Origin of the sequence: Pseudomonas sp. ADAK18, assembly GCF_012935695.1 — a bacterium.
Classification (GTDB): Bacteria; Pseudomonadota; Gammaproteobacteria; order Pseudomonadales; family Pseudomonadaceae; genus Aquipseudomonas.
Genome location: NZ_CP052859.1, coordinates 3,750,799 through 3,767,282, shown reverse-complemented (window position 1 = coordinate 3,767,282; position 16,484 = coordinate 3,750,799). Strand labels below are relative to the sequence as shown.

Below are 16,484 nucleotides of genomic sequence, written 5' to 3'. Positions count from 1 at the left end.
ACGCTTAGAGAAACTTTCTAATCCGATGGAGCACACCATTACCAAGAGCTGAGCGGTCGAGCCCTAATGAAGCAGATGCGAACTGGCCGAATGATTTTTGACACTTCAGTCTACCATCGGCTGGACTGCCCCCAGCATCGTAGACATCTCCAGCTTATGCAAGGTGTGTTGGCTGTACGCTTACTCTTAGGCAACGAATTATTGCGGAGTTCGGGTAGATCCCGATGGACTTCTAGATACAAGAAAGCCCACATTAGGCGGGCTTCTTGAGGTGATTTATAGACATCCTGGGATCTCTATAAATCGGTACTTAGTGGCACACAGGGCCTACAACCAAGGATGACGAGCGGGTTTGATGTTGTTCAGATAGTAGTTGCCGATGGCGTGAAACTTCCAGCGTACCGGATCATGAAGGGTATGGGTGCGGGCATTGCGCCAGTGGCGGTCGAGGTTGTATTCCTCCAGCGTGGCGCGGGTGCCCACCAGCTCGAATAGCTTGTTGCTGGCCAGCAACGCCACTTCAGTGGTCAGCACCTTGGCCTCGGCTACGGCAATTGAGGCTTCAGCCACAGTCTCTTCGTTGGGGTTGTCGACGGCCAGCTGTATTTTGTCGGCGGCCAGGTCAAGCACCGCTTCGGCGGCGCGCAGGCGAATCTGCAATTCGCCAATCTGCTGGATGGTGTAGGGGTCCTGATGCGCGTGCTCCTGGCCCGAGTCGATCCAGGCTCGGGCGTAGGTGCGCACTAGGCGAATGGTGTCGGCGATGATGCCGCGCGCGATACCTGCGTCGATGGCCGCCTGCAGGAACTGTGACGTCGGACCGGCAGCAGTGGGGTTGGTGAAGGCGTTGTAGATTGGCACCACATGTTCGGCCGCGACCTTGACGTTTTCCAGCAGTACCGTACCACTGGCCGTGGTGCGCTGGCCAAAACTGCTCCAGTCATTGACCACCTTGAGGCCGACTGCGTCGCGCTTGATCAGTGCAAGGTGCGGTAGCTTCTCGGCATTCACCACCACGGTCGGCACCCAGTGGGCGAGTAGGGCTCCGCTGGAGTAAAACTTCTCGCCGTTGACGCGAAAGTCCTTGCCGTCTGGGGTGATCAGGGTTTCGAAATCCGCCACGGTACGGCTGTTGCGCTCGGAGAAGGCATTACCGAAGCGCACACCGTTGAGGATTAGCTCGAAGAACTCCTTCTTCTGCGCTTCGCTGCCGTCCAGGCGCAGGTGATCGATCACCACCAGATGGTTTTGCGGCAACTGCGCCAGCGATGGGTCGACCGCGGCAATGATCTTCAGCACCTCGGCCAGCGTACGGTAACTTACCTCAGCACCGCCGTAAGCCTTGGGCACCGTAATGCCCCAAAGGCCGCTTTGCGAAAAAGCACTCAGCTCGGCAATCGGCAGGCGCCGGTCGCGGTCGCGCTGGGCTGCCTCTGCGGCAAAACTGATGGCTAGTTCCTTGGCCACGGCAATGGCTTGCGCGTCACTGCTGATGCGCTGAGCGTGTGTGCTCGGTATTTCTTGTACATACGAATCGAGGTTCGGGTTGACGGTTTGGAGGTCGCTCATGTGCAGGTCCTTGAATATTCACAAAGGTGTCGCGCCGCCTGCTTGGGCAATCCCTTGGACGCGTGCTTGTGGCTCGCCCGAACCATGGCGGAAATGGGTCGCCCCTTGCAGGCCGGTGATGTGCTGCTTTCCGGTGCACTCGGACCGATGACCCCGGTAGTGGCAGGCGACAGCTTGCGCCTGAGCCTGACGCGCTTGGGCGAAGTGAGTTGCCACTTCGTCTGAGACGTCCCTTTTCTCTGCCGGCCCCTCAGGCCCGGCCACCCTGTGAGATTGCATCCATGAGCCAAACAAAACTCAAGGTCGCCATTATCGGTTCCGGAAATATTGGTACCGACCTGATGATCAAAATCCTGCGCAATGCCAAACATCTGGAAATGTCGGTGATGGTCGGTATCGATCCCGCCTCTGATGGACTCGCGCGTGCCGAGCGCATGGGCGTAGACATCACTCATGAAGGAGTCAAGGGCCTGATGGCCATGGCGCAATTTGCTGACATCGATTTTGTCTTCGATGCCACCTCAGCCGGTGCCCATGTGCAGAACGATGCGTTACTGCGGGCCGCCAAACCCGGTATCCGCCTGATCGACCTGACCCCAGCGGCCATTGGTCCGTACTGCGTGCCGGTGGTCAACCTGGAGCAGAACCTGGATCAGCTTAACGTCAACATGGTGACGTGCGGTGGCCAAGCGACCATCCCGATGGTTGCGGCCGTGTCGCGCGTCGCGACGGTGCATTACGCGGAAATCGTCGCCTCGATTGCCAGCAAATCCGCCGGCCCAGGCACCCGCGCTAACATTGACGAGTTCACCGAAACCACTTCCAAAGCCATCGAAGTGATTGGTGGTGCGGCCAAGGGCAAGGCGATCATCGTGATGAATCCGGCCGAGCCGCCGTTGATGATGCGTGACACCGTGTTCGTGTTGTCCGAAGCAGCGGATCAGGCTGAGGTCGAGGCCTCGATTGTGGAGATGGTGGCCGCCGTGCAGGCCTATGTGCCGGGCTATCGCCTGAAACAAAAAGTGCAGTTCGACGTCATCCCGGAAGATGCGCCGCTGAACATCCCCGGCTTGGGCAAGTTCTCCGGCCTGAAGACCTCGGTGTTCCTCGAAGTAGCAGGCGCTGCCCATTATCTGCCAGTCTACGCCGGCAACCTCGACATCATGACCTCCGCGGCCTTGGCCACCGCCGAGCGCATGGCGCAGTCGATGCTGAATGCCTGAGGAAATCATCATGACATTTAATCCCGGCAAAAAAATCTACATCTCCGACGTGACCCTGCGCGATGGCAGTCATGCCATTCGTCACCAGTATTCGATTCAGAACGTGCAGGACATCGCCCGCGCTCTGGACAAGGCCAAGGTCGATGCGATCGAAGTCGCCCATGGGGACGGTCTGCAAGGGTCAAGCTTCAACTACGGTTTTGCGGCGCAAACCGATCTGGAGTGGATCGAAGCAGCCGCTGACGTCATCAGCCACGCCAAAATCACTACCCTGTTGTTGCCTGGCATCGGCACGGTGCATGACCTGAAAGCGGCTTACAACGCGGGAGCCCGGGTGGTGCGTATCGCCACTCACTGTACCGAAGCGGACGTATCGAAGCAGCACATTGAATACGCCCGGGAGCTAGGCATGGACACCGTCGGTTTCCTAATGATGAGCCACATGATCCCGGCCGAGCATCTGGCGGCGCAGGCCAAGCTGATGGAAAGCTACGGCGCGACCTGCGTGTACATGGCTGACTCCGGTGGGGCGATGAACATGCAGGACATCCGCGACCGCTTCCGTGCCTTCAAGGCTGTGCTCAAACCGGAAACGGAAACCGGCATGCACGCTCACCACAACCTGAGCCTGGGTGTCGCCAACTCGATCACGGCTGTCGAGGAAGGTTGCGATCGCATCGACGCCAGCCTCGCCGGCATGGGCGCCGGGGCCGGCAACGCGCCGCTGGAGGTCTTCATCGCGGCGGCCGAGCGCCTGGGCTGGAACCACGGCACCGACTTGTACACGCTGATGGATGCGGCTGACGACATCGTTCGCCCATTGCAGGATCGTCCGGTCCGGGTAGACCGCGAAACGCTGGCATTGGGTTACGCCGGCGTTTATTCGAGCTTCCTGCGGCATGCCGAAGTGGTGGCTGCCAAGTACGGTCTCAAGACGCTGGACATCCTCGTTGAGCTAGGGAAACGCCGGATGGTCGGCGGTCAGGAAGACATGATCGTGGACGTTGCACTGGACCTGCTCAAGCGTTGACACCGAGCAACAAACCGGCTGATCGTCCACGCAACGATCGGCCGGCCCTGCTTTGGCTTCTACACTAAATAGAGCAGGACGGACATCAGTAACGATCGACACACTTCAATTGAGCCTGGATCTTCTCTACTCCCCGCATTGCTGGCAGACACCCCGATTGACGCAGTAGAACTCACAAAGCCCACTGCTATTGGCCTGAAGAGGGCCGCAAGTCTCGGGGTTTTGTTGCGTGGAAGGATTTTCATTATTGTTATTTCATTTTTTTTGAGCGCAGTATTCCCTCACAGTGAAAGACTGCAAAAAAATACGGTTTTCTAGATATGGCTGCGGAAAAGGACGTCTGCGCCAAAGTGTTTTTGGGTGAAAAAAGCCTAAACGCTTACTCCGTGGAGCACGGCCAAAGCACCCGGTCAGTCATGCGAATAGAGTTTTAATGCCTTGGCAAAGCCTTGGGCTTTGAAAATGGCACTGCCTTCGCCTAGATCACCGTTGCTGGCGACAAGGTAAACCTCTTTTGTATCTGGCTTGAGCGCCAAGCTGGTCGACCGCAGAAAGTGGCCGTTTTCGCGTCCAGGAATCAGAATCTGACCAATGGGAAGGCCGCTTGGGTTGAGTATGGGTGCAACATTCCGGATGGAAGCGGCTAACAAGGGTTTTTGTACACTCTGGGCCGATTGCAGTCCTTCGTGAAGGGCCGCTTCGGGTCGCTCTATTCCAGTCGTGACTGCGGTGGTCGCTGTCTAATCGAATGCAAATGACCGGTCAGCGGCTTTGCAAATGGGTGGTCAAATTCGTTTAATTACGCACGTTGGCTACAGAACCGATTGGGGGTAAAAGATGTGGCCGATAGCTGCCCGTGATCAGCGTATCAGAACGACTTGTTTGTCTCGGTTCTCTCTGGCAGTTGACACATACAGGAAGCCGGTAGCGGCTTCCTGTATGTGTCAACTGCACCAGGCCATCATTGGTCGCCTGTGTGGTTGTAGGCGGTCCTGGGCAAGCGTCACCTCGATCAACTGAGGCCCCCTCTCTCAACCATCCTCGTTGAGAATGGTGCTGGCCATTGAGCACACTCTATGATTACCTGACGCCTTTCGAGAACCATCCGCTTCAGCGCCATGTTTGCTAAATAAAGGCAGACCCATTTACGTTGCGTGTCACAAAGTCGGCCCAATCAGCCATCAATACACGGCGTTTTTCCAATAAGTCACTTCGCCAGTAGGCCGCCTCAGCACCGCTGGCGACAACGTGAGCCAAAGCCATCTCGCAGACTTCTCGTGCATGGGGTGTACATTCAGCAGCCCAGTCCCTGAATGTGCTGCGAAACCCGTGAGCAGTAATGACTTTGTCATTGCTATCGCGCCAGCCCTTGCCACCATCATCCAGGTCCTTTAGGTCCATGCGACGCAAAGTCATTAACATGGCCATATTGCTAATGGGTCGACCTTTACGAGCCCCTGGAAACAGCAACGAGCTACCTTTGATTCGTGGGAGAGCTTCGAGCAGTGCGATGAGCGCATCAGATAGCGGCACGGTATGAATTTTTCCCGCTTTCATTCGCACGGCTGGAATCGTCCATAGCTTGGTTTTCAAATCAACCTCACTCCAGTCGGCTTCAAGAACCTCGCTGGTTCGGCAAGCGGTGAGGATCGTCATTTTGAGTGCGCAGGCGGATTGTCCTTCAACACTATCAAGTGCCGGTATGAAACGAGCCAAATCCGAGTAAGGCAATGCTGGGTGGTTTTGAGTCCGTTTAGCCTTGGAGCTCGGTGGTAACAGCTTGTCTAGGTGTCCACGCCAGCGTGCTGGGTTTTCACCGTCTCGCAGTCCACGTGCTTTGGCGGCATCGAGGACTAGTTCTATCCTGTTGCGAACCCGGCTAGCTGTTTCGGCTTTGCTGCCCCAGATGGGCTTTAGAATATCGAGGACGTGCTCGGTGGTGATCTGGTTGGTGGCGAGTTCGCCGATGACGGGCGCGGCGTAAGTGGCCAGTGTGTTCGTCCATTGCTGGGCGTGTTTTACGTTTTTCCAGCCAGCACGATGCGCTTCTATGTAATCGTTTGATACGTCCTGAAACGTTACGGATTTCCTTATGCGTTGGTGCTCAGCAGCCTGCTGTGCTGCGCGTTCATCATCACGAGCCTGCAAGGGGTCAATGCCATCCTGCAACAGCCGTCGTTTGTCGCTGGTTTTTTGTCGAGCGACCTTCAGGCTGATTCCTGGATAGGTACCAAGTCCCATTTCTCTACGTTTTCCTGAAAGCTGGAAGCGCAGTACCCAATACTTCTTTCCGTTGGGCTTGATGAGTAGGCGAAGGCCGTCCCCATCCTCATAGGTGCCAGGGGCTGTCAGGTTTTCAATTTGCTTTACGGTCAGCTTTCCCATGATGTGTTTTCCCTGTGCTTTGTTCCCCCATCTGTTCCCCCATTTAGAGCTGGAGGGTAGTGAATCTTGGCGGATGTCTTAAGACGATGATAGGCTTTATAAGGCCGTATTATAAGGGAGTAACGGATATTTTAGGTTTTTGGTGGATCTTGATATGGCGGACTCCTTCACCGCCACATTTAGTAAACACAAACCCCCGATTTTCTTAGAGAAGGTCGGGGGTTTGTGGTTTTTGGCGTCTGAAAAATGATGATCTGGGACGGGAATGGAACAACGGCGACTGTTGTACTTTCGTGAGGTCAAGGATGGCTTCTTTTCCTCAGAAAGGCGGTGATGGCTTCTCCCATGGCAGGGAGGCAAGAGGGCCTTGCAGAGATAAGCAATCGTAAATCAGATCGATTTCGCGGCAGCCCAAGTCGTGCAGGCTTATTTAGATGAGTTTATTGGGAATCGCTGCTGCTGCTTCCGAGGGATGGTCTGTCCTGGCTCGCGGGGGATTTGCTTTTAGTCCCATTCCTATTTGCTAATTTTTTGACGCTGATAAGCTTTTTTCCTGAAACAGAATCAGGAAAATTTTTGTCATGATCTTAAGTTCCGCCGCGCCCAACGAGTTCAAAGCGTTACGCATCATTACGTTGGCAACCGACACTACCTGCGCCTATCGGCTAGCAGGCGCATTGAGCTGCATGGGTGTTACTCCGCTGGCCAACGTTGAGTCCTTGAGCGCCGTAGAGGCATGGCTGAGCGAAAGCCCGGTCGATGTCATCGTGTGTGAGATTCGCTCCGAGTGCGGTGATGCTCTGATGTTGCCAAGCCTGCTCAAAGGACTGCATGCGGCCGGCACTCTAGTGCAGCCTCCCAGTATCTTCTGGACCGGGGAAGCAACCTTGAATGCCCCGGTGCGGGTCATCGACGAGAAACGCACGTTTGCTCAGCAAGAGCCTGGCCATCAGCTCTGGATCAAACACATGGGCGGGGTGTCCATCAGTGCGCTGGAGTCCCATGCACGATTGGCCCGGGCATCGGGGATCCAGGTGGAAATCCTGCGTGAAGGGGGAACCCTGGACCTGGACGATGCCTTGCGAGCGGTGCTGCTGACTCGTGCACAGTCGGACCTTAAATTGCGCGTGAATACCTTTGAGGCGCTGGCCGAAGACGAGGTGATCAATGCCTTGACCACGGGTAAGGGCCTGCGTTTCGTCTTCCAGCCGCAATTCGAACTGTTGAGTCGGCGCGTTGTTGGGGCCGAAGCCTTGGTGCGCTGGAAGCATCAACGCTTTGGCGAAATACCGCCTTCAGTGCTGATGCCATTGGTCAATCGTCTGGGTTTAGATCTGCTGCTGTTCAGTTTGGTGGAGATGTGGACCATCAAGGTGATGTTGGCGCTAAAACAATTCAACATCGGGATTCCCATCGCGGTAAACGCATCGGCCAAGACCATTTGCACGCCCCACTTCGCCGATCGATTGGCGGCGCGCATGCATCAGGCAGACCTGCCGAATCGGCTGCTGAAGATCGAACTTACCGAGGACGTACCCGAGCCAGACGAACTCTGTCTTTCGGCTTCATTGACGGCGATACGCGCCAAGGGCTTTCAGATTTCACTGGATGACTTCGGTACAGGGGCTGCCACTTTAAACCTGCTGGCAAATATGTCGTTTGATGAGATGAAGATCGATGGCTCGTTCGTACGGGAAGTAGAGCGGCATTCATCGTCGCGCAAGGTTATCGCCGGTATCGTCAGTTGGGCGGGACTGCTCAATTTGAATCTGGTGGCCGAGGGAATTGAGGATGAGTCCACTATTGTGTTGTTGCACCGTCTGGGTTGTCGGGTAGGACAGGGCTACGCCTTGGCCCGTCCGATGGAAATCGATGACTTCTTGAACTTTGTTACCCAACAGAAAAACAGCCAGCAAAGCTGATTATTCTAGCGGCCTGCCTGTGGGTGATTTTTTGACTCTGGTTCTCCCAGGATTAAGTTTTTAGGAGTTTTCTGATGTTCAATTGCGCGCTATTACATTAAATTTCGCATCATAGAATTTAGAATTATTTTCCGTCTTGGCCAACTCTGCTGTTTGTCCGTGCTTAAGAGGCGGATATCTCCGGATTTTGAAAAGTCGAATAATTACCTTGTGGATTAAACGATTCCTAGGGCGTTAAGTTTTAGGGCTAGTTGTTCGTATTTTGATCTTTTAATATGCAATTATTCAGTTGTGCGGATGTAATTGATATTGTAGGTCTGTCTGAATTGACGACAACTTACTAATGATGAGGTGGCCTATTTCTCATCTTTTTGTTCGTTATACAGAGTGCCCTGTGATCTATGAAACGCTTACAAATTGCTTTGCTGGATGATCACGCAATCGTGCGACATGGTTTGGTCAATCGCCTGGTGCAAGAGCCCGATTTTGAGGTGGTTGGTGTTTACTCCCGCAGCCGCGATCTGATGGCCGGGCTTGTAGCTGATCCGGCCGAGGTTCTGTTACTGGATTTTGTTCTCGGACCCCACGAGCTGGACGGTGTTTTGCTGATTCGTGCGTTACGAGTGAAGTTCCCGCAATGCCGCATTCTGGTGTTTTCCACCCATCATGACGCCGCTACGGTGATCCTCGCATTACGCGTCGGTGCTCGCGGATTTATCAGTAAGGGGGAAGATATGAGCCATCTGATCAGCGCTGTCCGGGTGGTGGCATCGGGAGCGGTATACCTGAGTCCGGATATGTCTTACCGGGTCGCGGAAGCTACCGCCGTCAATTATGACGGTGGGGAGCAGAGCAGGGGTGACGCACTGCGTTTTGTTAGCCTGTCTGCCCGTGAGCAGGAGGTAATTCGCTGTTATCTGGCGGGTATGACCATCACGGATATTGCTGAGAAGTTCAATCGCAGCATCAAGACCATCAGTTCACAAAAAGCCTCGGCGTTTCGCAAGCTGGGTGTGATATCGAACAATGAATTATTCAGGATCAAACACATTATTGAAGGTGTTTGATCCTGGCTGGAACCTCTCGGTCGGGTACGGGGGAACAGTGCAGACTCGGAGTGCTATTTACCGGTTATTGCATATACTCATCTGCGTGTCAGGAGTTGTATCGGTGGGTTATCCCTGGATTCCAACAGTGCCGTGTGCGCTGGCCCGAGTGGGTTCGATCACGATGAAACCTATACGCATTGCTTTATTGGACGATCACGCGATTGTTCGACATGGCTTGGCCAACACCTTGGCGGCCGAGTCGAATTTTGAAGTGGTTGGCATTTACGACCGAAGTCGTGACCTTATCATCGGGCTGGCTAGCGCCCCGGCGGATTTGCTGTTGCTGGATTTCGCACTGGGGCCCGACGAAATGGACGGCGTATCGCTGATCCGAGCCCTACGGGTCAAATTCCCCGACTGCCATATCCTCATATTGTCCGCGCATCATGATCCCGCCACCGTAGGTTTGGCTATGCGTGTCGGTGCCCGTGGCTTTGTTGGCAAGGGCGAGGACATGGTCCAACTGGTGAAGGCCATCCGCAAAGTAGCGACAGGTGCGGTGTACCTGAGTACTGACATGACCTATCGGTTGGCGGAGACGGTCACCAGCGATACCCGTGAGGACCCAAGCGATGCGCGCGATGCGCTGGTCCAGGCTGAGTTGACCAGCCGCGAACAAGAAGTGATCCGGTGTTACCTGGCGGGCATGACCGTGAGCGAAATCGCCGAGAAGTTCAACCGCAGCATCAAGACCATCAGCACCCAGAAAACCTCGGCGTTTCGCAAGCTTGGGGTCACGTCGAATAACGAACTGTTCAAACTCAATAAAATTATCGGTTCACCATGAGGCCAGGGTTGGGTTGGACAGGGCTGCTGCTCCTGCTGATCGTGGGTTGTTCGAAACTCGCCTGGGCAGGTCCGGTTGAACTGAGCACCGAGGAGCAGCAGTGGATAAAGCAGCACCCGGTATTACGGGTCGGGGTGGTCGCGGACCTGATTCCCTTCGAGTACATCCAAGACGGGGTGCCGCGCGGGCGGTCAATGCAGTATCTGGAATTTGTGAGGGCAGCCACAGGCCTTGAGTTCACGTATGTACCGGGAAAGACCATGGCGGAGCGCACCAGCATGTTGTTGGACGGTCAGGTCGACCTGCTGTCCTCTTATTTGCGCTTCAGGTCCGAGCCCGATGCCCCGTCAATCAAGCTACTGACCTATCACACGACCTCGCCCATTATCGTGACTCGCCTCGACAGCCCTGGGATTTTTGACCTCGAACAACTGCAGGGCAAAACCGTAGTGATCCCCGATGTGGAGCACTACGAGGAGGAAATGTTCAAGGGAAAGACAACCCAGCTTCATCTCATCAGAAGCACTTCGGCCATAGAGATGTTGACCATGGTCAAGGACGGCAGGGCCGATGCGGTGGTTGCCTCGGAAACCTTCCTGATGCCTTATCTGTACCGACGGTTCCAGGGCGTCCTGGAGACTTCGGGCGTGGTTGGAAGCCAGGTTCTCGATGCGAGCATGGCGGTCCGTGCCGACCAGGCAACGCTGTTCTCTATCCTGGAAAAGGTCCTCGGGTCGATCACTGCTGAGCAGCGCCAGGGTATCTACCAGCACTGGTATCACGATCTGGAGGTGGATGTTCCGTCGTTGTTGAGCATTACCAGCCATTACTTGCATGTCTTGATCCTTGGTGCGTTGGCGTTGATCAGCTTGTGCGCGCTGGTGTATCGAGGCCATCTCCAGCGGCGCGTGGCGGTGCGCAACGAGCAGGAAAAAACCATGTTCCTGGCGGTCATGAGTCATGAAATACGCTCGCCCATGAATGCGGTGCTGGCGGCGATGGAGTTGCTGGGGCACACCCGTCTCAATCAGCACCAACGCCATCTGGCCCATCTGGCCAACAGCGGCGCCAACGCGTTGGAACGTTTGCTGGATGATGTGCTGAAAACGTCCGGGTCGACCGCGGTGCCATTACGGCTATCCGTAGAGCCGACCGATGTGACGGCGCTGGTACAGGGCGTGGTAGGTCTGCACCGCCTGCGTGCCAGAGAAAAACATCTGGATCTGAACCCGTACATTCAGGCGCAGTTGCCTTTGTTGTGGCTCGACAGCGCGCGCCTGACACAGGTTTTTCACAACCTGCTCTCCAACGCGATCAAGTTCACCGATACAGGCGGCGTCGATATTGATCTGCGTCTGGTGACTTCCCACGCCGATGCCCAGCAATTGCAAATCGAGGTCCGTGACACGGGTATTGGCATTTCAGATGCGATGCAGGCAGCCCTGTTTCGCCCTTATTCCCAAGACAGCCAGTCGTACAAACGCGCGGGTGGCTCCGGCTTGGGCCTGGTGATTTGCCAGCAGTTGGTCGGCTTGATGAAGGGGACGCTGACGCTCACCAGTGAGCAGGGTGTCGGCACCACGGTAACCATCTGCTTGCCGGTGACGGTGGCACCTGAACCCGTTGTACGGCCGGAAACCGAAGCCGTTTCGCCACTGACAGCCGCCAGCTGCCTGCAGATTCTGGTGGTGGAGGACACCTTCGCCAATCAGGAGGTGTTGCGGGCGCAGGTCAGTAGCTTCGGCTGTCGGGCGGTGATAGCTGCCGATGCTGCGCAAGCCCGAGCCTTGTTCGTCGACAATGCTTACGACCTGATTCTGATGGACTGCGATCTGCCAGATCAGGATGGCTACAGCCTGGTCTGCGGGCTACGGGCATTCGAACTGCAACACGCACGTGCGCACAGCCCGATTATCGCTATCTCTGCCCTGACCGGTGAGCAGCACCGTCAGCGCTGCTTTGATGCCGGGATGGACGCGGCGCTGAGCAAACCCATACGCCTTGGGCAACTACGCGAGGCCATTGAACGCTGGTGTGACGTCAAGCTGGCGGCGCCTAGTGCGAGCTTGATGGCGCCAGCGCTGGATCAAGCCGCGATCAACCGTGAAATGGCCGGTGACCTGGCAGGCCTGATCAAGGCGATTGCATTGTGTGATCGCGCGGCTGCCCAGCACATTGCCCACCGCTTGCACGGTGCGGCGTTGATCATGGAGTGGTCAGCCCTGGGTCAGGCTGCAGAGCGGATGGAGCGACTGCTATATGCACAGGAGGACTGGGATCATCCGGTGTTCGCCCAGGCCCTGAGGGCACTTGTGCAGCACTGGGAGACCTTGGGCGGTGATACGTTAATCGATGTGCTGGCGGTGACCCGTGCCCATCGGATGGCGCCACAATGAGACGCCTGCTCCAGGTGCTCGTCCTGTTGGGCCTGCTGAGTGCGGGTGGCGCGCAGGCCAATCCGCCGCCGATGGAGTTGACGCAGCAGGAGTTGGATTGGATTGCCGCCAATCCGGTACTGCGCGTTGGTGTGTTCGAGAACCTGCTGCCTTTCGAATACATCAGCGGCGACCAATTGCGCGGGCTGTCGGCCAAGTACCTACGGCTGATCGCGCAGCGTACGGGCCTGCATTTCAAGTCGGTGGTTACCACCACGCGCAGCGCCCGCAAGGACATGCTGATCAGCGGTGAAGTCGACATATTGCCCACCCGGCGCAGGTCCGACAACCCCGCCGAGGATCGTGGGATCCTCTACACCCTGCCTTACAACACCAGTTCGACGATCCTCATCAGCCGCGTTGGCGAGCAGCCGTTCGCGGACCTGGAACAGCTCGCCGGCAAGCGGTTGGCGATGTTGGGGCGCGAAGAAGACCATCTCGCGTTCTTACACAAAAAGGCCCCAGGCATAATGATCATCTCCGCGCAGAACGCGGTGGACATGATGGCAATGGTCAAGGACGGCCGTGCCGACGCGGCCATTGCCTCCGAATGGCTGCTGATTCCGTACCTGTCTCGCCAGTACCAGGGCGTGCTGCAGATTTCCGGTGTGGTGCCCCAACTGCATACGGGTGTGAGCATGGCGGTACGTGATAGTGACCCGATCCTCCTAGCAATTTTGCAGAAGGCCCTGGCCTCCATCAGTGGCGATGAGCGCAAGGCGATCTATGACGCCTGGTTTGCCGACATGAACCTGGATATTCCGTCGATCAAGGCGATTGCCGAACATTATCAAAGTGAGCTGTGGCTGATGCTGGCGGTTGTAGTGCTGCTGCTCGCACTGGTATGGCAAAGCCAGGTGCAGCGCCGCCGTGCCGTGCGTAGCGAACGGGACAAGGCGATGTTTCTGGCGATCATGAGTCATGAAATTCGCTCTCCCATGAACGCGGTCCTGGCCGCTGTTGAATTGCTGCAACACACACCCCTTGACGAACAGCAGCGACATTTCACGGACCTGGCCAATAACGGCTCCAATACCTTGTTGCGGTTGGTGGGTGACGTGCTGGACATCTCCAAGATGGAAGCCGGGCAGTTAAGGCTCAACCTGGAGTCGGTGGAGGTGTGGGCGTTGCTTCAACGGGTGGTGGACGATCACCTGCCGTATGCCGAGGAAAAAGGCCTTGAGTTGCGGCTAACCGGTGAGGGGCCCATCGCCCCCTTGTTGTTGGACGGCCTGCGGCTGGCCCAGGTCGTGCGCAACCTGATCTCCAATGCCATCAAGTTCACCGACGTCGGGCGAGTTGAGGTGCAGCTATTGTTGCTTGACGGGCCACTGGGTGACCCCCGGCACCTGCTGATTCGGGTTGTCGACAGCGGCATTGGCTTGTCCGAACAGGGGCAAGCCTCGCTGTTTCGGCCCTATGCCCGGGCCAAGCACTCTTACAGGCGCACGGGAGGCACCGGGCTGGGGTTGGTGATCTGTCGGCGGTTGGTGAAATTGATGCACGGTGAACTCACACTCAGTAGCACCTTGGGTACGGGCACCCAGGTCGAAGTGATGTTGCCGGTTGAGTGGGCGCCGCTGTTCGATTCGCTGGAGCAGCCAAGCGCGCCTTTCGCCGAGCCTGTGCAGGGTCCAGTGGCGAGCAACGGTTTGCGGGCCTTGGTGGTGGAAAGCACGGTGATCAATCAGCACCTGTTAGAGGAGCATCTCCAAGGCCTTGGCTGTGAGATGTTGCTGGCGGCCGATGCTGTCCAAGGCCTGGCGCTTTTCAGCGCGCAAAAGTTCGATCTGGTGCTGATGAACTGTGATCTGCCAGGTGAAGACGGGTACAGCCTGGCCGGCGAGTTTCGAGAGCTGGAGCGCCGGCAGCAGCGGCCTTATTGTCCGATCGTGGCGGTCTCGCAAGTGACTGGTAATGAACACTTGGAGCGCTGTTTTGATGCCGGAATGGATGCTGTGCTGAACACACCCATTGACCGGGACAAGCTGGCGCAGATCATTGAGCTTTGGTGCGAGGTGACTTTGGTGCCCTCGGTGCAACCGCTCACGGCCCCTGTGCATAAGTTGGAAGCAGGGCGTGAAGCGCTGCGCAAGGAGCTGAGCGGTTTACTTGAAGCCGTCGCCTTGCGTGATCGCAGCCTGGCGTTGCAGGCGGCGGGTCGCCTGCATGGCGCTGCGTTAGTGATCGGTTGGACGGGTATCGCGACCGCTGTCGAAACGATCGAGCCGTTGCTGCGTGATGAAATGAACTGGCCCGCAGAGGCTATTGCAGGCCACCTCAGCATTTTGGTTGAGTTGTGGGCTGATCTCAATTATTGAGTTGCCCCCCGCAAGCATAATCAGGATGCCGGAAGTTCAATCGTAACTTCCCTCTGACCTAAGCGTATTTTTAGGAGCACTCCGATTGACGAGATGTCACTAAGTCGGGAAAAGACAATGTACGTAAATAGTAAATTTACTCATCAGGACTGTAGTGATTAGTTTTTGAAAAAAATTGGGCGGCTTAGTTATTTTTCAGAGCACTCCTATATTGAGCAATCTGTTGGCTCCTTACACTTCACTCCGCAATAGCACAGAGGCTCGCCTGCCAAAGGAAGCCTCACTACTTACTTGGAACATCGCTTTTTCGGAGTTACTCATGAATTACAAAGCCCGCGCCCTCGCTGTACTGGTCGCCGCTACCGCCACCTCCGCCGCCATGGCTTCGGACGGCACCATCAACTTTAACGGCGAACTGAAAGCCGAAACCTGTACGGTTTCCGTGAACGGTGCTGGTGCAAGTGGCACGGTCGTCACACTGCCAACGCTGTCCACGTCGGTACTGGCTACAGCTGGTCAGGTTGCGGGCCAGACCGGCTTCAACATTCAGCTGAGTAAGTGCTCGGCCGCACTCAAAACTGCAGCTGCTTTCTTTGAAGCAGGTGGTACCGTTGATCCAAAAAACGGCAACCTGAAGAACTCGGGTAACGCTACCAAGGTTCAACTGCAACTGGTCGACGCTAACAACGGCAAGGCAATTAAGGCTGGCGACACCGGCCAGGTTGCTTCGACCAGCCGTGTTGCAATCGACAAGACCGCGTTGACTGCAGACCTGCCATACGCCGTTCAGTACTTCGCCGAAGCCGCAACCACTCCGGGCACCGTCGTCAGTTCCGTGACTTACTCCATTAATTATCAGTAAGTCGCAAGTAATGGATACACGCCCTGTTCTATCCAGGAAAGGGCGCGTTTCCAGGCGACAACGGGACGACGTAATGCTTCGCACACTTCCATTCAAACAACTGCTTCTGGCAGGTTTTACAGCGCTGGTGTGTTTTCAGGCGTCTGCCGGGGTAGTGATCACGGGGACCCGGTTGATCTACCCCGCTGGCCAGAAGGAAATCACAGTAAAACTCAACAATAACGGTACACAGCCTGCGCTGACACAGTCGTGGATCGATACCGGTAGCGTGGAGTCCACGCCTACCAGTTCCAAGGCGCCATTCTTGCTCTCGCCACCCGTGGCACGTATTGATCCGGCCAAGGGGCAAACCCTTCGGGTGTTGTTCACTGGCGCTCCATTGGCCCAGGACAAGGAATCGGTGTTCTGGCTCAACGTGCTGGAGATCCCGCCCAAGCCTCAGGACGCCGGGGAACTCAACACCCTTCAGATGGCTTTCCGCTCGCGAATCAAGCTGTTCTATCGCCCAACAGGGTTGGTGGGTACTGCCAGCGAGGCCATTGAGCAGGTGCAGTGGCAGTTGGTTGCGGCGCGCGATGGCCAGGGCATGGCCTTGCAGGCTTTCAACCCGTCGGCGTTCCACGTATCGCTGATTGAGTTGGATCTGGTGGTGGGCACCCAGCGTGAGCGTAGCGAGGATGGCATGGTCGCTCCGGGTGAAACCCGGCAGTTTTTGCTGCCAGCCCTCAAAGCCCGGCCTACCGGCGCTGCCCTGGTCGAGTTCAACGCCATTAATGATTACGGCGCTTTGATTGCGACCCGCAAAACACTCAAGCCCTGATTAATCACCGACGATTTTACG

Annotated in this window: 11 protein-coding genes and 1 pseudogene; 10 read left to right on the top strand and 2 right to left on the bottom strand. The window is 56.4% G+C overall.

The window, feature by feature from the left end; translation table 11 throughout:
• Positions 1-327: 327 nt before the first annotated feature.
• Positions 328-1,569 carry an SfnB family sulfur acquisition oxidoreductase gene (locus tag HKK55_RS16910; protein WP_169355728.1) on the bottom strand — a complete coding sequence of 414 codons (1,242 nt, stop codon included), beginning with the start codon at positions 1,567-1,569 and terminating at the stop codon, positions 328-330.
• A 33-nt stretch (positions 1,570-1,602) separates the two neighbouring features.
• On the opposite strand from HKK55_RS16910, the pseudogene HKK55_RS16905 reads away from it, so the two are divergent.
• The 3 genes and pseudogenes from HKK55_RS16905 to dmpG all read left to right on the top strand — a co-directional run.
• Positions 1,603-1,794 (top strand): annotated as a pseudogene (locus HKK55_RS16905) (2-keto-4-pentenoate hydratase); the annotation flags it as partial.
• Positions 1,795-1,850: 56 nt separating this feature from the next.
• Positions 1,851-2,792: an acetaldehyde dehydrogenase (acetylating) gene (locus HKK55_RS16900; RefSeq protein WP_169355727.1), complete on the top strand. Its 942-nt coding sequence runs from the start codon at positions 1,851-1,853 to the stop codon at positions 2,790-2,792.
• A 10-nt stretch (positions 2,793-2,802) separates the two neighbouring features.
• Positions 2,803-3,822 (top strand): 4-hydroxy-2-oxovalerate aldolase, encoded by a 1,020-nt coding sequence (gene dmpG / locus HKK55_RS16895; RefSeq protein WP_169355726.1) that lies wholly within the window; start codon positions 2,803-2,805, stop codon positions 3,820-3,822.
• Between the two features lie 1,125 nt (positions 3,823-4,947).
• Here dmpG and HKK55_RS16890 read toward each other — a convergent pair.
• Positions 4,948-6,207 (bottom strand): integrase arm-type DNA-binding domain-containing protein, encoded by a 1,260-nt coding sequence (locus HKK55_RS16890; RefSeq protein ID WP_169355725.1) that lies wholly within the window; start codon positions 6,205-6,207, stop codon positions 4,948-4,950.
• A gap of 581 nt (positions 6,208-6,788) precedes the next feature.
• Here HKK55_RS16890 and HKK55_RS16885 point away from each other — a divergent pair.
• The 7 genes from HKK55_RS16885 (at position 6,789) to HKK55_RS16855 (ending at position 16,463) form a co-directional block, all read left to right on the top strand.
• Positions 6,789-8,129, top strand: a complete 1,341-nt coding sequence (locus HKK55_RS16885) for an EAL domain-containing protein (RefSeq protein WP_169355724.1) — start codon at positions 6,789-6,791, stop codon at positions 8,127-8,129.
• A 401-nt stretch (positions 8,130-8,530) separates the two neighbouring features.
• Complete coding sequence (locus HKK55_RS16880) at positions 8,531-9,196, top strand: response regulator transcription factor (protein WP_169355723.1); 666 nt, start codon at positions 8,531-8,533, stop codon at positions 9,194-9,196.
• Between the two features lie 163 nt (positions 9,197-9,359).
• On the top strand, positions 9,360-10,025 hold the full coding sequence (locus HKK55_RS16875) for a response regulator transcription factor (protein WP_169355722.1): 666 nt from the start codon (positions 9,360-9,362) through the stop codon (positions 10,023-10,025).
• An 8-nt stretch (positions 10,026-10,033) separates the two neighbouring features.
• The gene (locus HKK55_RS16870) at positions 10,034-12,421 is read left to right on the top strand and encodes an ATP-binding protein (RefSeq protein WP_237151263.1); all 2,388 of its coding nucleotides are present in this window, start codon (positions 10,034-10,036) and stop codon (positions 12,419-12,421) included.
• Positions 12,418-14,781 carry a transporter substrate-binding domain-containing protein gene (locus HKK55_RS16865; RefSeq protein ID WP_169355720.1) on the top strand — a complete coding sequence of 788 codons (2,364 nt, stop codon included), beginning with the start codon at positions 12,418-12,420 and terminating at the stop codon, positions 14,779-14,781. The genes HKK55_RS16870 and HKK55_RS16865 overlap by 4 nt, the downstream gene beginning before the upstream one ends.
• 319 nt (positions 14,782-15,100) lie before the next feature.
• Positions 15,101-15,643 (top strand): fimbrial protein, encoded by a 543-nt coding sequence (locus HKK55_RS16860; protein ID WP_169355719.1) that lies wholly within the window; start codon positions 15,101-15,103, stop codon positions 15,641-15,643.
• 73 nt (positions 15,644-15,716) lie between these two features.
• Positions 15,717-16,463, top strand: a complete 747-nt coding sequence (locus HKK55_RS16855; protein WP_169355718.1) for a molecular chaperone — start codon at positions 15,717-15,719, stop codon at positions 16,461-16,463.
• Positions 16,464-16,484: the final 21 nt, after the last annotated feature.